Source organism: Staphylococcus sp. MZ3 (assembly GCF_018622755.1).
Taxonomy (GTDB): Bacteria; Bacillota; Bacilli; order Staphylococcales; family Staphylococcaceae; genus Staphylococcus; species Staphylococcus aureus.
This window is the reverse complement of the sequence record NZ_CP076026.1, coordinates 1,274,347-1,294,413: the sequence shown is the minus strand read 5'-3', so window position 1 is coordinate 1,294,413 and position 20,067 is coordinate 1,274,347. Positions and strand designations below refer to the sequence as shown.

The window sequence follows — 20,067 nt, the reverse complement described above, 5'->3', positions numbered from 1 at the left end:
AACAAATTCAAATTGGATCACTTCGTAAAAAATGGCATAAAAAAATCACATGACGATACATTGTCGTCATATGACTTTAAATATTATTCTTCTAATGCTCTGTGTGAAGCATTTACTCGACCTTGTTTATCAATTTCAGTAATCTTAACTTCAATTGTGTCACCGATTTTTAATACATCTTCCACTTTTTCAATTCTATTTTTTGAAATTTGTGAAATGTGAAGCAACGCATCTTTACCCGGGAATAGGCCTACAAACGCACCGTATTTTTCAATACGTTTAACAGTGGCTTGATAAGTTTGACCTACTTCCGCTTCACGTGTAATTTCCTCAATGATTTCACGAGCGCGATTTATCATAGCTTGATCAACGGCACCAATAAAGATAGTACCATCTTGTTCAATATCTAATTTAACGCCTGTTTCATCAATAATTTCGTTAATTTTTTTACCACCAGGTCCGATAACATCTCTAATCTTATCTGGTTTAATTGTCATAGTTACAACTTTTGGCGCGTAAGCACTTAATTCAGTACGTGGTTGATCAATTGTTTGTAACATATGATTCATTATTTCTAAACGACCACGTCTCGCTTGTTCTAGAGCCTCTTCGATAATTTCACGCGTTAAACCGTCAATTTTAATATCCATTTGGATTGCTGTAATACCTTCTTTAGTACCAGCGACTTTAAAGTCCATATCACCTAATGCATCTTCCATACCTTGGATATCAGTTAAAATCGTATAGCTATCTTCACGTGTAACAAGGCCCATAGCAATACCAGCAACTGGTGCTTTAATCGGTACGCCCGCATCCATTAATGCTAATGTTGATCCACAAATTGACGCTTGAGATGATGAACCATTTGATTCAAGTACCTCACTTACAATACGAATTGTATATGGGAAATCAGCAGTATCAGGAATAATATATTTTAATGCTCTTTCACCTAACGCACCATGTCCAATTTCACGACGACCTGGCGCACGTACTGGACCAGTTTCACCTACTGAAAAATTCGGGAAGTTGTAATGATGCATGAATCTTTTTTCTTCTTCAGGTCCTAAACCATCAATTAATTGATAATCGCCTAAAGCACCTAATGTTAAAACTGAAAGTGCTTGAGTCTGACCACGTGTAAATAGACCTGAACCATGCGTTCTAGGTAAAATACCAACTTCAGAATCTAATGGACGGATTTCATCAGGTTTACGGCCGTCTGGTCTAATTTTTTCATCTGCAATTAAACGTCGAACTTCTTCTTTCACTAATTCATTTAAAATTGCATAAACTTCTTTAATAAGTAATTCATTTTCTGGATCTTCTTCATCGATAAATTCATTGACGATTTCTTCTTTTAAGTTATCAAGATTTTCATCTCGTTGTTGTTTATCAAATGTTAAAACTGTTTCTTTAAGTCCCTTTTCTTCGGTTAAAGATTTTACACGTTCAACTAGCGCTTCATCACGCTCTACTGGAATAAATTCTTGTTTAACAGGTTGAATGTGGTCGACGATTTGTTGTTGGAAATCAACTAAACGTTGAATCTCTTCATGACCAAAGAAAATCGCCTCTAACATTTCTTGTTCAGTAATCTCACTAGCGCCTGCCTCTACCATGTTTACTGCATCTTTATGACCAGCTACTTCAAGGTCTAAGCGAGAAACTTCTTTTTCTTCTACTGTTGGGTTAATGATATATTTACCGTCAATATAACCCACATTTACACCGGCGATTGGCCCTTGGAATGGAATATCCGACACACTAAGCGCCATAGATGAACCAATCATTGCAGCCATTTGTGGTGAACAATCAGGATCTGCACTTAATACCATGTTCATAATTTGAACATCATGCTTATATCCTTTAGGGAATAAAGGTCTAATTGGTCTATCAATTAATCGCGCAGTTAATGTTGCATCGTCACCAGGACGTCCTTCTCTCTTTTTAAATCCACCAGGAATTTTACCCGCAGCGTACATTTTTTCTTCATAGTTCACTGTTAATGGGAAGAAATCTCCATCACGAGGTTCTTTTGATGCAGTTGCCGTCGATAACACGACTGTATCTCCATAACGAACCAATACAGCGCCATTTGCTTGTTTAGCTAATTGCCCTGTTTCAATCGTTAAAGATCTTCCTGCCCATTCAGTTTTAAAAACTTTCTTTTCTTGAGACATTATAAATCTCCTCTCTTGAATCTAATAGTTATATCATATCATTTATTATCGTATTTTAATATTAGTTATAAAATATTGAATTGGAAAAAAAGAGAGCGGGATATCCATCTATTATTTACAAAATAGACTTATCGTCCCACCCTTATCAGTATAAATATAAGTTATATTTTTTTAAAAAACATACTTTATTTTTAATATCTTGATTATTACTCTAGGTGTACTTATATCATCTTTATCTCATTGTAACCTTATTATTCACTCAATATTAGCTTAACATATAATAAATGTTAATATTTGTAAAAAACTTTTTTAATATAAATTAAGGTTGGAACATAAATATGCCCCAACCTCAAAGACGTTATATTAAGATTAACGACGGATACCAAGTGATTTAATTAATTCACGGTAACGTTGAATATCTTTACTACGTAAGTAGTTTAATAAATGTCTACGACGACCTACCATTTTTAATAATCCACGACGTGAATGGTGGTCTTTTTTGTGTGTACGTAAGTGTTCGTTTACTGCGTTGATTTCTGCAGTAAGTACAGCGATTTGTACTTCTGGTGAACCAGTATCAGTTTCGTGTACACGGTATTCTTTAATGATTTCGTTTTTACGTTCTTGTGAAATTGCCATAATCAATTTCCTCCTTAAAATGTTTGAATACTCCTTAATCCGAGTTAGGCGTTGGAGATTCGACCTACTAAGAAAAAGGTGTGGTATAGATTGTTTATATAACTATACGCAACTCTAGATATTATAAGCTACTTCATCACCAAAATCAACTGCTAATAAATATTTAGCACGCGATTTATCATCATTCATTTGTTTAACTAATGGGTCGATACCATCAAATTTAATCTCAGGACGTAAGAAATGATGCCAATTCACGGTCACTCGTTCACCATAAATATTATCCTCAAAGTCAAAGATATTCACTTCGATGACAACTTCTGCTTTGTTAGGATCATGAAATGTTGGCTTTACACCTATGTTAGCTACCCCTCGATATAATTTATTTTCAGTGCCGATTTCAATACTAACAGCATAAACACCTTTACGAGGCAACAAATAATCATCACTAGGTTGAATGTTAGCTGTTGGGAAGCCAATAGTTCTTCCCCTTTTTTCACCTTGCACTACAGTGCCTTTAATAGAATATATATAGCCTAAAGCATCATTCGCTTTTTGCAACTCACCATTGATTAAATCTTGACGAATAGAAGTTGTAGAAATTTTTTCATTTTCAATTTCTTGTTTACTCACAATTGTCGTATTAAACGCATCATATTCTTGAAGAACAGTCATATTACCTTTTCCAAATTTACCAAAAGTAAAATCAAAACCAGCAATGACTTCTTTTACATTATTTTTAATTATATAATTTTCAACAAAATCTTCAACGCTCACATTAGCAAACCTAGATGAAAAATTAACCACTATACAATAATCAATATCATGTTGGCTAATTTTTTCGATTTTATCTGAAAGTGGCGTTAAATACGTTGTTCGTTTTCTTTTAGGATTCAACACGACAGATGGATGCGGATCAAATGTCATCACCGCTTTTTTTAAACTGCGTGCCTCAGCTATTTCATTTAATATATCAAAGACTTTGTCATGACCTTTATGCATGCCATCGAAAAATCCGAATGCCATTGCAACATCCTCTGTAATATACTGTTTTGATTGTATAGGATGTGTCACTTCTATGACTTTCATAAATTCTATCTCCTTTAATTAAAGACTTTTTTAGGTTTAATTTCTGATTCTTTTGAAGGGTGTACCATATAAATTGCTAATACTTTTTCTGAATCATCATCAATAAATACAATTTGGTCTTTAATTTTGTTATCAAATTCATTTTTATTAAATTTCTGCCCATTTAAAATACGTTTTTTTATGTGCGAATCTTTAATTTTAATGCTTGGCAAACCCTTTAATCCATATTCTAAAGGAAACAATTTATTTTGCAATGAATCCTGCTCATGAAGTTCTTTTATTTGTTCTAATGTAAGGCTATCTTTCAACACAAATCCACCAGACTCGATTCGTGTTAATTTCGACATATGTGCCGGAAAGCCTAATTTCACACCAATATCAGTTGCTAGCGTTCTAATATATGTACCTTTACCACAGATGACGCGTATTTTAAAATGACACTCATTTTCTTTAAAATCTAATTCAGATATACGCCCAATGTCTTTAATATTAACTTTACGCTTTGGTCTTTCAACTGTTTCATTATTACGCGCATATTCATATAATTTTTTACCATTTACTTTGACGGATGAGTACATCGGCGGAATTTGTTCAATGATACCTTTAAAACTTTCTAACAATCGGTCAATATCGTCCTTATTAAAATCTGCTGAGTGTACACCTTTTGTTTCCAATGTATCACCCGTTTGATCTTCAGTCGTTGTACTTCTTCCTATCGATACAGTTGCTTCATAAGCTTTGCCCATATCCATAACATAATCACTAACTCTCGTTGCATTACCTATACATACCGGTAACACGCCTGCAACTTCGGGATCAAGCGTACCCGTGTGACCTATTTTTTTAGTTTTTAATATTTTACGCAATTTGAATACAACGTCATGACTTGTTAAACCGCGCTCTTTATATACTGGTAATATCCCATTATACATATAGTCACCTTCTTTTTTTAAAATATATTTTAATAGCGTATCAACTGAATTTATTCATAAAAAAACTGGAAAATGTTAACTATTTCTACACATCTATGTATTAACTGTTTAATGTTAATATACCGATATTAAGAAATTATCAAACATTTTCCAGATACCTAACACTAAATTATCTATCTTGTTTGTGTAAATCTTGAATCATTCGTTCAATTTTATTACCATATTCGATTGATTGATCATATTCATACATTAATTCCGGCATAATACGTAATCGCATTCTAGAACCTAATTCAGACTTAATGAAGCCTTTTGCTTTATCAAGTGCTTTAAATGTATTTTCTACTTCTTTATCGTTACCTAATACAGTTAAAAATACTTTAGCCTGCGATAAATCATTTGTTAAAACAACATCTGTAATTGTAATAAAACCAACTCGAGGATCTTTGACTTTATTGTTGATGATATCCATTAATTCCTTCTTCATTTGTTCACCAACACGCTCTGCTCTCATACTGCTCATTCTTGTCACCTCTTTATCTTTAAGTTCAATTGTTATTTGCATTTTTTAGTGTAACAATGCTTAAACAATTATTTTAGCTCACACGTTATTTTAATAAATTAAGCCTATAAAATCAAATAAAGTTTGCCGTAAGATAGGCATTTCAACAGAAAATTTTCCAATAATAGTCGACATTATATTTTGTCATTAAAAATCATTCTAGGCCACCACAAAATTTTATACAAAATCATGTCCATATAACGTAACTTTTAATAGGTAATCTATTCTAATAAAAAACCAAAAGCTAGTATCAAATATGCTCCCTATAAAGTAGACACTTAAAAAGTGCAATATTTATAGGGAGCATATCAATCTTAACTATACTTTTAGCTTGTAATTTATTTAATTAACGCTTAATTTCAACCATTTCAAATGCTTCGATAACATCGCCTTCTTTAAGGTCATTGTAGTTTTCAATTGTAATACCACATTCATAACCTTTTGCAACTTCCTTAGCATCATCTTTGAAACGTTTAAGTGTATCTAATTCGCCTTCATATTGAACAATACCATCACGAATAATACGTACACCAGCATTTCGCGTAATTTTACCTTCAGTAACATAACATCCAGCAATAGTACCAACTTTAGAAACTTTGAATGTTTGACGAACTTCAGCTTGTCCGATAACTTGTTCTTCAAATTCTGGATCAAGTAAACCTTTCATCGCTGATTCAATTTCTTCGATAACATTATAAATAACTCTGTGTAAACGCATATCAACATTTTCAGCTTCTGCAGCACGTTTTGCACCACTGTCTGGACGAACATTGAAACCAATGATAATACCATTTGAGGCATTAGCAAGTGTCACGTCTGACTCATTAATTGCACCAACCGCTGTATGAATGATACGAACATTTACGCCTTCAACATCAATTTTCATTAATGATGCAGCTAAAGCTTCAACAGAACCTTGAACATCACCTTTAATAATAACGTTTAAATCTTTCATTTCACCTTGTTTCATTTGTTCAAACAGGTTATCTAATGAAACATTTTTACTTTCTTGACGTTGTTGTACAATGCTAGCTTCGTGTCTTGATTCACCAATACGACGAGCTTGTTTTTCATCACTAAATACAACAAAGCGATCCCCAGCTTGTGGCACATCATTAATACCTGTAATTTCAACAGGCGTTGATGGACCAGCCGTTTTGATTCTTTGACCTAAGTCATTAACCATTGCACGGATACGGCCGTAAGTATTACCAACTACAATCGCATCACCAACATTTAATGTACCATTTTGTACTAATAATGATGCAGAAGGACCACGTGATTTATCTAATTCAGCTTCGATAACTGTACCAACAGCACGGTTTTTAGGATTTGCTTTAAGTTCTTGAACTTCTGCAACTAATCCTATCATTTCTAATAAATCGTCGATACCATCACCACTTAATGCAGAAAGTGGAACGAAAATTGTTTCGCCGCCCCAATCTTCAGGAATTAAACCATATTCAGTTAATTCTTGCATAACTCGATCAGGGTTTGAAGTTGGTTTATCAATTTTATTTACTGCAACAATAATTGGTACTTCTGCTTCTTTAGCATGGTTAATTGCTTCAATTGTTTGTGGCATAACACCATCGTCAGCTGCAACTACTAAAATTGTAATATCTGTTACTTGTGCACCACGCGCACGCATCGTTGTAAATGCAGCATGTCCCGGTGTATCTAAGAAAGTGATTTTTTTGCCATCGTTTTCAATTTGATATGCACCAATATGTTGAGTGATTCCGCCTGCTTCACCTGCTGTAACTTTTGTATGACGAATTGAATCTAATAAAGTCGTTTTACCATGGTCAACATGTCCCATAATTGTTACAACTGCTGGTCTCTCAATTGCTTCTGGATCATCTTTTTCGTCTTCGAAGTAGATTGATAAATCTTCTTCATTAATCACAACTTCTTCTTCAACCTCAACGCCATAATCATCGGCAATTAATTCGATTGTTTCTTGATTTAATGATTGATTGATATTAGCAACAATACCAAGTAAGAATAATTTTTTGATAATTTCTGATGATTCAACATTTAATTTATCCGCAAATTCGCCTACTGTAATACCTTCTTGATATGTCACTTTTGATGGTATTTCTTTTGGAGCAGCTGGTTGATTTTGTGGTTTATTATTCTTGTTATTTTTCTTATTATTTCTATTATTCTTTTTATTGCCTTTGTTGCCTTTATTATTTTGTTGTTGATTCTTTTTGTTATCTTTTTGTTGCCCTTTATTTTGGTTTTGATTGTTTGATTTTTGGTGATTATTTTGAGTGCTTTGTTTATTGTCATTCTTTTGTTCTTTTTTGAACTTTTTATCTAATGCTTTAATTTGGTCATCTTCCAAAGCTTGCATATGATTTGAAACCTCAATATTCATGCTTTTTAACTCATCTATAATCTCTTTACTCTTTAGATTTAATTCTTTCGCATATTCGTAAATTCTTTGTTTACTCATATAATCACTCCTTATGATATTCATCTATCATTGATAGCAACTTTTTAGCAAAGCCTGGGTCAGTAATCCCTACATTAACACGCTCACCTTTTCCAAGTGCTATTCCCAATTCATTTCGATTTCCAAACTTTCTGAATGGAACTTTGTAACTCTTACATTTATCTGTAATTAATTTAGCTGTATTATCAGACGCATCATTTGCAACAATAACGAGCTTTAAATTTCCTTTTTTTATCTCATTAACAATGACTGATTCACCTGTTTTTACTTTACCAGCTCTCATTGCTAATCCTAAAAAGTTTAATATTTGATCTATACTCATTTTGGGATCTCTTCTCTATAAATTAATCTAATAATTTCTTTATAAACAGGATCCAATTGCTCTTTAGATGCTTTAAAATATTTTTCTAAAATTTCTTTTTGTTGTGCTTTTTCAACCATAGCAACATCTTTAGAAACATATGCGCCACGGCCTTGTTTCTTTCCAGTAACATCCGCAAAGATTTCGCCTTCTTTATTAACAACAACACGAATCATATCTTTTTTGGGATGCATTTCATTTGAAAGAATACATTTTCGCATCGGAATTTTTTTCTTTTTCATAGATACTTCACTCCAACCTATTATTCAGATTCTTTCTCTACATTTGTTTCAACTGAAACATCATTTACCTCTTCGGTTGATTCTGTTGTGTCAGCATCTTCTAAAGCAACATCTTCTTCAGTTACTTTTTCAGCTTCAACTACTGGATAGATACCCGCTTCGCGCGCATCTGTTTCTGATTTAATATCAATTTTCCAGCCGGTTAATTTAGCAGCTAGACGTGCGTTTTGTCCTCTTTTACCAATCGCTAATGACAATTGATAATCAGGAACAACAACTATTGTAGATTGATTTGTTTCATCAACAATAACTTCTAAAACTTGAGAAGGGCTTAAAGCATTTTTTACAAATACTTTTGGATCTTCATTCCATTGAACGATGTCGATTTTTTCGCCACCTAGCTCTTCAACAACAGCTTCAACACGTGCGCCTTTGGCACCAACACATGCACCAACAGCATCTATATCATTGTTTTCAGAGAAGACACTAATTTTAGAGCGATCGCCAGCTTCACGTGCTACTGATTTAACAATTACAGTACCATCGTAAATTTCTGGAACTTCTTGTTCAAATAAACGTTTTAATAAACCTGGATGGCTACGAGAAACATAGATTTGAGGACCTTTTGTCGTTTGTTCCACTTTGTTAACATATACTTTGATACGTTCGTTAGGAATATATTTTTCGTTAGGACTTCTTTCTGCTTCAGATAAAACAGCTTCGATACGACCTAAGTTCACATATACATAACGATGGTCAACACGGTCAATAATTCCAGTAAGTATGTCTTCTTCTTTGTCTATAAATTCTTCAAATAAAATTTCACGTTCAGCATCACGAAGACGTTGCATTACTGCTTGTTTCGCTGCTTGAGCACCTACACGACCAAAATCTTTAGGTGTTACATCTTCTTCGTATATATCACCAATTTCATATGCAGGGTTTTTAACAAGCGCTGTACTTAAATCCACTTCATCTCTGTCGTCAAATACTTCTTCAACAACATCTTTACGAGCGATAACTTTGAAAGTACCTTGATCCATATTTAATTCCACACGGACATTTCTTGCACTATCATAATTCTTTTTGTATGCAGTAATTAAAGCTGCTTCAATAGCATCAATTAATACTGCTCTAGGAATCTTCTTTTCTTTTTCTAAATACTCAGTAGCTAATAATAATTCATTACTTGACACGTTTTTTCCTCCTCATCACGTTAAATCATAACTGCGTGACGTGCTTTTGCTATTTTGTCTCTCGGTATCTCTATATCTTTCGTTCTTGCTTTGATTTTAACTTGTACTACAATTGTTTCATTATTGACTTCTTGTAAAATGCCTAACCATTCCTTTTCACCTTCAATTGGTACATATAAAGAAACAAATACAGGTTTAGTTATTGCATTTTGGAAATCTTGTTCTTTTTTAATTGGACGTTCTGCACCAGGTGACGCTACGTCTAAATAATACATTTCAGGAATAGGATCATTTGCATCCATAGCTTCACTTATTTTTTCAGAAGCTAGCGTACAATCATTTAAATCTACGCCACCTTCTTTATCAATAGAGATTCTAAGAAAATGATCTCTACCCTCTTTGACATATTCAACGTCTACAAGTTCAAAATTCAAGTCTTCCATAATTGGTTTAACAATCACTTCTACTTGTTCTGTAATTTTACTCATACAGGCCTCCCTTTTTGGCAAATAGAAAAGAGCGGGAATCTCCCACTCTTCTGCCTGAGTTCACTAATTTTTAAGCAACTTAATTATAGCATAAGTTTATGCTTGAAACAAATGACTTCACTATTAATCAGAGATTCTTGTAAAAGTTTGTTCATTTATTTCACCATTACATTCGAATAGACTCGTAAGACGTTGAAAAGAAATACAGGCATAATTTTATGTCCAGCAACAATTTTGTATTTCTTTAACTACGCCATACGCATTAAATAAATACCTTGATTATTTCATTTTACATATCAAATATCGAAAGTTGAGCTTTATCTGGTAAATTCGGTAATGAGCCTAACTCATCTAAATACTCAATAATTTTCTGAGATAATCCAGCTTTTTTGTTTAAATCTTCTTTTGATAAAAATGGGCCATCGTCACGAGCTTCAACAATTCGTTTCGCAACGTTTTCGCCAAGCCCAGGCACTGATATGAACGGCGGAATAAGTGTATCGCCTTCAATGATAAATTCGAACGCCTGACTCTTTTCTAAACTAATCGGTTGCATGCGATAACCTCGATGCGCCATTTCATTCATAATTTCCAAGACTGTTAATACGTCTTTTTCTTTTTTACCTAGATCCATATAGCGAGAATACATGTCTTTTACAGTATTTCGAATGCTTGTTTTATCTTTAATCATCGTGATTAAATCAAAGTCTGACGCACGAATTGTAAAGTAAGATGCATAGTAATAAAGTGGATGATGTACTTTGAAATATGCGATACGTACTGCCATTAAAACGTATGCTGCTGCATGGGCTTTAGGGAACATGTACTTAATTTTAAGACATGAATCTAAATACCAATCCGGCACTTCATTTTCTTTCATCGTTTCAATCATTTCTTCAGTTAAACCTTTACCTTTACGTACTGACTCCATTATTTTAAAAGCCATTGATGGTTCTAAACCAGCATACATTAAATAAACCATGATATCATCACGACAACCAATTACACTTGATAAATCACATATACCGGTTTTAATTAATTCTTGAGCATTGCCTAACCACACATCTGTACCATGAGATAATCCTGAGATTTGAACTAATTCAGAAAATGTTGTTGGCTTTGTATCTTCTAACATTTGACGCACGAACCCTGTACCGAATTCTGGAACCCCAAACGTACCTGTTTTACATAAAATTTCATCTTCAGTAACACCTAAACTTTCAGGTGTACTAAATATTTGCATGACTTCTTTGTCATCTACAGGTATCGTTTTTGGATCAATGCCCGATAAATCTTGAAGCATACGAATCATTGTTGGATCATCGTGTCCAAGTATATCAAGTTTTAATACATTATCATGAATAGAATGGAAATCAAAATGTGTCGTCATCCATGCTGAATTTTGATCATCGGCAGGATATTGTATCGGCGTAAAATCATAAATATCCATGTAATCAGGTACTACAATAATACCCCCTGGATGCTGTCCAGTTGTACGTTTAACACCTGTACATCCTTTAACGAGTCGATCTATTTCAGCACCTCTTTTGTGGATGCCTTGATCATTCAAATAACCTTTAACATAACCAAAAGCAGTCTTTTCAGCAACAGTACCAATTGTACCTGCACGGAATACTTTATCCTCACCAAATAATACTTTTGTGTAGTTATGGGCATTCGGTTGATATTCACCACTAAAGTTTAAGTCGATATCAGGAACTTTATCTCCCTTAAATCCTAAAAATGTTTCAAACGGAATATCTTGTCCTTCTTTAATAAGTGGCGCTCCACAAGTTTCACACGTCTTATCAGGTAAATCGAATCCTGACCCTACTGAACCATCATTGAAAAATTCACTCGTTTTACAGTTCGGACAAATATAGTGTGGCGGTAACGGGTTTACTTCAGTAATCTCAGTCATTGTCGCTACAAAACTAGAACCTACTGAACCACGGGAACCAACTAAGTATCCATCATCTAATGATTTTTTAACTAAACGTTGCGAAATTAAGTAAATTACCGCAAATCCATTACCGATAATACTTTTTAATTCTTTTTCTAATCGATCAATTACGATTTGAGGCAGGTCTTCACCATACAGTTTACGTGCATTTGCATAACTTAGTTCTCTAATTTCTTCGTTAGCACCTTCCATACGCGGTGTGTATAATTCATCTTTAATAGGAACAACACGTTCAATTCGATCTGCTAATTCGTTTGTATTTTTCACAACAATTTCATGCGCTTTTTCTTCACCTAAAAAATGAAACTCGTTTAACATTTCATCTGTAGTTCTAAAATGTGCTTCCGGTAAAGTTGAGCGATTAAGTGGATTACCAGGTTGTGATGCTATTAAAATTTTACGTGCGATACCATCATGTTCAAACAAATAGTGTGCATTTCCTGTCGCAATAACAGGTATACCCGCTGTGTCACCTGCATGTATTAAACGTTGATAAATTTCATGTAATGTTTCAGTATCTCTAATAAGCTCTCTATCAATTAAATCTTGATAAAGTGCCGGTGGTTGAATTTCAATAAAATCATAATATTTGGCAATTTTTTCAACTTGGCTCTGGTCCTTCTGCATAACTGCCGTAAATAATTCACCTTCATCACACGCTGTACCTACCAATAATCCCTCACGATATTCATCTAACAATGAACGTGGAATTCGAGGTGTACGGTAGAAATACTTCACCAATGATGCACTTACAATTTTAAATAGATTTTTAAGACCTTGTTGGTTTTGTACAATTAATGTGACATGACTAGGTCTTGCACGTTTATATGCATCTTCATTACTGAGTTTTTTGTTGATTTCGTTATGATTTAATACGCCTAATTCTTTCATTTGTTGAACCATTTTTATGAAAATGTAAGCTGTTGCTTCTGTATCATAAATGGCACTGTGATGTTGCGTTAATTCTACGCCATATTTTTTAGCCAAGAAATTCAAACCATGTTTACCATATTCAGTATTAATCGTACGAGATAATTCTAAAGTATCGATAACACCATTCGTTGATGGTCCAAACCCAAGACGTTCATATCCCGTATCGATAAAGCCCATATCAAACGAAGCATTATGCGCTACGAATATCGCATCGCCAACCCATTCTTTAAACTCTGTAAGTACTTCTTCAATCTCAGGGGCATCTACTAACATATCATCAGTAATATGCGTCAAATTGATAATCGTTTCCGATAATCGTTCATGCGGATTACTAAACCTTTCAAACTTATCGATGATTTCACCGTTATGAACTTTCACAGCTGCAAGCTCGATGATTTTATCATACTGATTTGATAAACCAGTTGTCTCAACGTCGAACACAACATAAGTAGCATCTTTTAATACGACATCTTGTGGTTTGTATGCAATCGGAACACCATCATCAACTAACATACCTTCCATACCGTATATCATTTTAATGCCATGTTTTTCCGCTGCTGCGTGAGCATCTGGAAATGCTTGCACAACATTATGGTCTGTAACCGCAATGGCTGGATGTCCCCAGTCTGCTGCCTGTTTAACATACGCACCAATATTGGGTATACCATCCATTTGGCTCATTGCAGTATGCAAGTGGAATTCTACACGCTTTTCTTCAGCCTTATCTTTTTTTGTCGCTTTTTTAATCTCTTCAATATCAGACATCATCATAACTAAATCTCTAATAAATGTATCTTCTTCAATACGACCTTGAGCCCTAACCCATTTACCTACACTTAGCGCTTTAAAATGTTCTAAATCATCTTTGTTTTTACGAGTAAACATTTTTAAAACTAAAGAGTCCGTATAGTCAGTCACTTTAATTTCTACGATATGGCGACCACTTTTAAGTTCTTTTAAGTTTATATCAAAAATGACACCCTCTATTGCAACTTTAAACTCTTCCTCAATAATAGATTCAATTGGTTTAATATTTTCAATTTGAATCGGCTTACCAATTTGACACTTATCGACAGCACTTTCGTTGTTATCTTGTTGTTTCGCTTTTTCAGCTTTCATTTTTTCAAGTTTCTCTGTTGCCAATCGTGCACTTTGTTCGTCTTCTTCTTGAATATGTGCTTCTAAAGAAGCTAAGTTTTGTTCTTGATCATTATCATTTGTTTCGAAGATGATTTTATCGATATCAAAACCACAATTTCTAAACGCTTTGATAAGACTTCCATTACATGCCTTATCAAAATGATTTCGTTCAATGTCATTTGATACCATTACTTTTAATACTTTTCCAGACATAATAAGCTTTTTCTGTTTCAATTGACCTTTAACTTTTGGAGATAAAGCTGTTTGGTCAATACAGTGCCCAAAGTATTTAATTGCATGTTCATCTTGATTCGTGCCATTTGTTACCGTAAAACGACATGTAACGTTGGCGATATCTTTAAACTCTTGCTCTATTGCATTTATAAATAATAAATAATCTTCATGAGCTAAGAATTGTGGTAATGTAATATGAAATTCCCATGTTCTGTTTTTGTTAGAAACATCTATACGTGTCAGTTCACCTGAATTTAAAATTTCAGCATCTAATTGATTTGAAATTTTAATTTGATCAGCAAGCACTTTAAATTTTTGTTGCTCTGTCATTGCCAAGACAATTACCACCTTAAATAGAAATTACTTTTACGTGTTCGAACAATATTTAGATTATGTAGGCATAGTAATGATAGAAAATTAAATGCTTTATATTTGGCTAATCATAATATTGTTAAAACAAATTTATCTTTAATTATACTATGTCTTCAGTCATTTTTCATCGAATAATCATTATATCAAAAATAATAAGAGCAGGACATAAGCATCTGATTTCTTTCAGCTTTTTCCTACTCTTATAATTCATTCGATCTTAATTATTTTAAGTTATCATATTTATTTGTAATGACAGTCATTAAGTCATCAATGTGGACTTCTTCGCTATCACCTGTTAGACGTTCTTTAACTTCTACAATACCTTCCGATGCACGTTTACCAACAACAATTCGCAGTGGTAAACCAATTAAATCGGCATCATTAAATTTGACACCTGCACGTTCCTGACGATCATCGTACAACACATCAAATTTAGTATTAAATTCAGCATATAGTGCATCTGCTAGTTCTCGTTGATCATCTTTCTTAGGATTAATAGAAATTAAATGTAAATCAAACGGAGTAACTGATTTAGGCCAAACAATTCCATTATCATCGTGATTTTGTTCAACAATCGCACTTAGCGTTCTAGAAATTCCAATTCCGTAACAACCCATAATTAAAGGTTGAGCTTTTCCTTGGTTATCTAAGAATGTAGCATTCATTGATTCTGAATACTTAGTACCCAATTTGAATACTTGACCAACTTCAATACCTTCAGCAAAATGTGCAACGCCTGAACCATCACTTAACTTCTCGCCTTCTAAAATAAAACGGAAATCGCCATATTCATCAACGTTGAAGTCTCTGCCTACATTTACATTAATTAAGTGATAGCCATCTTCGTTAGCACCGACAACTAAATTATTTAAATCTTGCACAAAATTATCTGCATAAATTTTGATTTCTTTATCAATAACAGGACCTAGTGAACCCGGATTTGCACCAACTAAATTAACAATTTCGTCTTGTGTTGCTAATTCAATATTATCTGTGCCGAAATAAGATTTTAATTTAATGTCATTAATTTCATGATGGCCACGCACTAAAACCATAATATATTCGCCATCAACTTTGAAAATCATCGTTTTAACGATTTCATCTACTGGTCTACCTAAGAAGTCTGCCAATTCTTGCGCAGTCTTAACATTTGGTGTTTCAATTTTTTCTAAAGGTTGCACAGTAGTATGCTTATGATTTGGTTCGTAAACGACTTCTGCTTTTTCGATATTAGCAGCATAGTCACTTTCTTTACTGTAAACGATTGTATCCTCACCGATAGCACTTAATGCCATAAATTCATGTGTATGGCTACCGCCTATAGCACCTGAATCTGCAACTACTGGTCTTGCGTTAATGCCCACTCTCTCAAAAATACGGCTATACGCTTGATACATATCTTGATACGTTTGATCTAATGATGCTTCGTCAGCATGGAATGAATACGCATCTTTCATAATAAATTCACGCCCACGAAGTAAACCAAAACGTGGTCTCTTTTCATCACGGAATTTAGATTGAATTTGGAATAATGTCATCGGTAATTGTTTGTATGATTTCAATTCATTTCTTACTATTGATGTAACTAATTCTTCATGTGTTGGACCTAATGCAAATCGTCTTCCATGTCTATCTTGTAAACGCATTAATTCTGGGCCATATGCACCCCAACGTCCTGATTCTTCCCATAATTCAGCTTGTTGTAACGCTGGCATTAAAATTTCAACAGAATCGATACGTTCCATTTCTTGTCGCACAATTGCAGTAATATTATTTAACACACGTGTTGCTAGCGGTAAATAACTATAAATCCCACTTGTACTTTGTTTTATCAAACCCGATTTCAATAATAAACGATGACTTTGTGCTTCTGCTTCTGATGGCACATCACGCATCGTTGGTATAAAAACTTTGGATTGCTTCATAATTATTTATCCTCCTAAATTATAAGAAATATCGTCGAATATCATTCCACGTTACTAATATCATAATAACGACCATGAAAATGGCACCAATAGCAATAATCGTTGTTTCCGCTTTTTTATTAACTGGTTTTCTGAAAATCGCTTCATATATAACAAATAAAATACGACCACCGTCTAGTGCAGGAATAGGAATTAAATTCATAATACCTAAGTTTACACTTAATAACGCAGTGTATCCAATTAAGCTAATGATACCCGCTTTAACAACTGAGTCGACGTTATGATAAATACCAACCGGACCATTTAACATATCAAATGAGAATCCGCCCGTAAATATACTAGCCAACATACCGACTACAGCTGTAAAAATTAGTGTACTACCTTTCAAAAAGCTTTCAAATCCATATACAATTGGTTTGAAGAGCGTACGTTCACTCGCTGGTTGGAATCCGAGAACATACTTCGTCTCTGAACTTACTTTAGTCAGTTTTCTTTCAGTCTTTTTAGGTGTTAATTCAACTGACTTCGTTTTACCATCACGTTCAAATTTAACAGTTGTCTTATTATCTTTAACTTTATCCAACGCCTTATCAACATCATCAAATTCAGATATTTTATATTTGCCAATTTGGACGATCTTATCACCTTTTTGCAATCCTGCTTGTTGAGCTGGATACTTATCTGCGACTTGTTCTACAGTAGACGTAGGCGTGCCTTGATAATATGCAAGACCAATAAATAGGACTAAAGCTAATATAAAGTTAAATAACGGTCCCGCAAATAATGTTAAAAATTTCGGCCATGGCTTTTTATGTGCAAATTGTCTGTCTCTCGGAGCAATTTGAACTAAGCTACCATTTTCAACAAAGAAAGACTTTCTAGCAATTTTAAAATGATGTCTTTCATTATCATAAGCAGTGATACCTTCTATGAATAAGTCATCCTTAAAATCACATTTTTTAACTTCGATCGCTTCAATTTGTTGAAACTTATGATGATCATCTAATATGATATGTGTTATTTCATTTTCTTCATTCAGTTTAATTTTAACGTTCATACCGGGCTCGACTGGTGGCTCTTCTAAGCCATCTCCTGCCATACGAACATATCCACCAACAGGCAATAACCTAATAGTGTAAAGTGTTTCATTTTTTCTAAAACTAAAAATTTTTGGCCCCATACCGATCGCAAATTCTGGACACATAATGCCTGCTCTTTTCGCAAAAAACATATGGCCATATTCATGAACAGTTACTAGTACACCAAAAACAATAATAAATGCAATTATTGTAACTAAATAGCTCACTCGCTACACCTCGATTGTTTATAAATTTCTTTTATTTTAAAATTGATTGCTGTATACGTAACATAAGTCATTATAATATGATACTGACAAATCACAAAATATAACGTCTAATTTTCAAAGTTAATATTGCGTATAATTTTCAAAGTTAATATTGCGTATAATTTTCAAAAGGAGTTCTGAGATTCATTAAATTATCTCAGCAACTCCTCTTTACGTTTATTGATTTGTTCTCAGCATTAAGATTGTATTAATAAAATATTTAATAATGGTAACACAAACATAAAGCTGTCAAATCGGTCTAAAATACCACCGTGTCCAGGTAGTATTCGACCTGAGTCTTTAACGCCGAAATGACGCTTAAATCCTGATTCCACTAAATCACCTAATTGACCAAATAAACTTAAAATCAATGTCACTCCAAGTAATATCCATACATTCATATTGAAATCTACAAAATATAACATTGCAAGAGGCACTATCAAACTACAGAACAAGCCACCTATGAATCCTTCGATTGTCTTATTCGGACTTATTACTGGCCAAAGCTTATGTTTGCCCATCATTTTACCAAATAAGTAAGCCCCTGTATCTGTAAGCCAAACAATTAAAAAGGCATATAATATGTAATGTAATCCTTCTGATCTCGTTTCATAAAAGAACATAAAACCAATGCCTACATAAGCCACAGACATTAAGCAAAATGCAGCATCCATAAAACTAAATCTGTTTTTAGATAAGACAGTATAACTTAATACAATAAAGCTCATTGCAATTAAACTTTTTAATTGAATTACTTGTACCCATGGCCCTGCATGTTGTGGCAACATAATGATGATAAGACCAACTGCACTAATTAAACCAGGAACTGAAACAAATTTAATCATATTCATATTCAACAATTCTTTTAATGCAATCAATGCTAATATATTAGCAAATATCATTAACACAAGGCCGCCTTTTAACAAGATAGGCAAGAATACGATTAAGGCAATAATAGCTGTCAGCGTTCTAACTTTCATACTATACTACTCCTCACTCAATCCGCCAAAGCGTCTTTGACGTGACTGATAAATTTTTATACATTTAATTAATTCATCTTCGTCAAAGTCAGGCCATAATTTTTGATTAAAGATAAATTCACTATACGAAACTTGCCAAATCAAGAAATTACTTATTCTTTGTTCTCCTGAAGTACGAATTAACAACTCTGGATCAGGATAGTCTTTTGTCATTAAATGATTGTTTATATATGTTTCATCTATGATATCACTATTTAAACCTTGTTGATGAAGCTCGTCAAACATATTTTTAATACTATGAACAAGTTCTGCTCTGCCACCATAATTAATTGCAAATATTAATTTTAAGCCGGTATTATTAGCTGTCTTTTCTTTAGCATTATTAATTGCTTCTATCGTTGATTTTGGCAACTTATCAGTAAATCCAATTGTTTCAACTTTGACATTTTTTTCAATTAGTTCCGGTAAGAATGTCTTTAAGAAATTGACAGGCAAATTCATAATATAATTTACTTCACTTTCAGGTCTTGACCAATTTTCAGTGGAAAAGGCATATAAAGTTAAGTACTTAACACCAATATCACTAGCTATCCTAGTAATTTTTTTTATTGTTTGCATACCTTCGTAATGGCCTTTAATTCTAGGCATTTTTCGCTTCTTAGCCCATCGCCCATTACCATCCATAATAATAGCGATATGTTCAGGTATATTAGACGAGTCTAATTCTTCATTATAATTATTTATAGTGTTCTTTTTATTTATTAGCTTTTTAAACATGGTCTTTCCTCCGAGCCTGATCATCTCTGTCATATAGTATAAGTTACTAAACAATCATTATCATTTTATCATACTCATTTAATGCATTGAATAAGCAAATAAAAAAACTGTACCAAAGTCTGACTCGGTACAGTTTACACCAGAAATGTGACATACATACTGAGGTTAAAAATTACATAACTTTATTATAGCAATATACCTAATGCCTATTATTTATAAATTATATGTTTAATTAACTTGTTTAAACACCA

General features: G+C 33.4%; 15 protein-coding genes. All 15 read right to left on the bottom strand.

Going from position 1 to position 20,067, the window contains the following annotated elements; translation table 11 throughout:
* Window positions 1-83: 83 nt before the first annotated feature.
* The 15 genes from pnp to uppS all read right to left on the bottom strand — a co-directional run bounded on the left by pnp (window position 84) and on the right by uppS (window position 19,816).
* Window positions 84-2,180, bottom strand: coding sequence for a polyribonucleotide nucleotidyltransferase (pnp, locus tag KI230_RS06280; RefSeq protein WP_000076693.1), 2,097 nt, complete (start codon window positions 2,178-2,180; stop codon window positions 84-86).
* A gap of 369 nt (window positions 2,181-2,549) precedes the next feature.
* Window positions 2,550-2,819 carry a 30S ribosomal protein S15 gene (gene rpsO / locus KI230_RS06275; RefSeq protein WP_001018328.1) on the bottom strand — a complete coding sequence of 90 codons (270 nt, stop codon included), beginning with the start codon at window positions 2,817-2,819 and terminating at the stop codon, window positions 2,550-2,552.
* Between the two features lie 114 nt (window positions 2,820-2,933).
* A complete protein-coding gene (gene ribF, locus KI230_RS06270) occupies window positions 2,934-3,905 on the bottom strand; it encodes a riboflavin biosynthesis protein RibF (RefSeq protein WP_000864185.1) in 972 nt (323 codons plus the stop codon).
* A 14-nt stretch (window positions 3,906-3,919) separates the two neighbouring features.
* Complete coding sequence (truB, locus tag KI230_RS06265) at window positions 3,920-4,837, bottom strand: tRNA pseudouridine(55) synthase TruB (protein WP_000282304.1); 918 nt, start codon at window positions 4,835-4,837, stop codon at window positions 3,920-3,922.
* Between the two features lie 169 nt (window positions 4,838-5,006).
* Window positions 5,007-5,357 carry a 30S ribosome-binding factor RbfA gene (gene rbfA / locus KI230_RS06260; RefSeq protein ID WP_000097322.1) on the bottom strand — a complete coding sequence of 117 codons (351 nt, stop codon included), beginning with the start codon at window positions 5,355-5,357 and terminating at the stop codon, window positions 5,007-5,009.
* Between the two features lie 385 nt (window positions 5,358-5,742).
* On the bottom strand, window positions 5,743-7,860 hold the full coding sequence (gene infB, locus KI230_RS06255; protein ID WP_000043635.1) for a translation initiation factor IF-2: 2,118 nt from the start codon (window positions 7,858-7,860) through the stop codon (window positions 5,743-5,745).
* A gap of 4 nt (window positions 7,861-7,864) precedes the next feature.
* Entirely contained in the window at window positions 7,865-8,182 is a 318-nt protein-coding gene (locus tag KI230_RS06250) for a YlxQ family RNA-binding protein (protein ID WP_000020853.1), read from the bottom strand.
* On the bottom strand, window positions 8,179-8,463 hold the full coding sequence (gene rnpM / locus KI230_RS06245; RefSeq protein WP_000727423.1) for an RNase P modulator RnpM: 285 nt from the start codon (window positions 8,461-8,463) through the stop codon (window positions 8,179-8,181). Before rnpM ends, KI230_RS06250 begins: the two co-directional genes overlap by 4 nt.
* 20 nt (window positions 8,464-8,483) lie before the next feature.
* A complete protein-coding gene (nusA, locus tag KI230_RS06240; RefSeq protein WP_000097457.1) occupies window positions 8,484-9,659 on the bottom strand; it encodes a transcription termination factor NusA in 1,176 nt (391 codons plus the stop codon).
* Window positions 9,660-9,679: 20 nt separating this feature from the next.
* Window positions 9,680-10,147 carry a ribosome maturation factor RimP gene (rimP, locus tag KI230_RS06235; RefSeq protein ID WP_000036631.1) on the bottom strand — a complete coding sequence of 156 codons (468 nt, stop codon included), beginning with the start codon at window positions 10,145-10,147 and terminating at the stop codon, window positions 9,680-9,682.
* 289 nt (window positions 10,148-10,436) lie between these two features.
* The gene (locus KI230_RS06230) at window positions 10,437-14,747 is read right to left on the bottom strand and encodes a PolC-type DNA polymerase III (protein WP_214958355.1); all 4,311 of its coding nucleotides are present in this window, start codon (window positions 14,745-14,747) and stop codon (window positions 10,437-10,439) included.
* Window positions 14,748-15,010: 263 nt separating this feature from the next.
* Entirely contained in the window at window positions 15,011-16,714 is a 1,704-nt protein-coding gene (locus KI230_RS06225) for a proline--tRNA ligase (RefSeq protein WP_000814112.1), read from the bottom strand.
* 19 nt (window positions 16,715-16,733) lie between these two features.
* Window positions 16,734-18,020: an RIP metalloprotease RseP gene (gene rseP / locus KI230_RS06220; RefSeq protein ID WP_000121122.1), complete on the bottom strand. Its 1,287-nt coding sequence runs from the start codon at window positions 18,018-18,020 to the stop codon at window positions 16,734-16,736.
* Window positions 18,021-18,256: 236 nt separating this feature from the next.
* Complete coding sequence (locus KI230_RS06215; RefSeq protein ID WP_000868413.1) at window positions 18,257-19,039, bottom strand: phosphatidate cytidylyltransferase; 783 nt, start codon at window positions 19,037-19,039, stop codon at window positions 18,257-18,259.
* A gap of 6 nt (window positions 19,040-19,045) precedes the next feature.
* Window positions 19,046-19,816, bottom strand: coding sequence for an undecaprenyl pyrophosphate synthase (uppS, locus tag KI230_RS06210; protein ID WP_000473699.1), 771 nt, complete (start codon window positions 19,814-19,816; stop codon window positions 19,046-19,048).
* Window positions 19,817-20,067 lie beyond the last annotated feature (251 nt).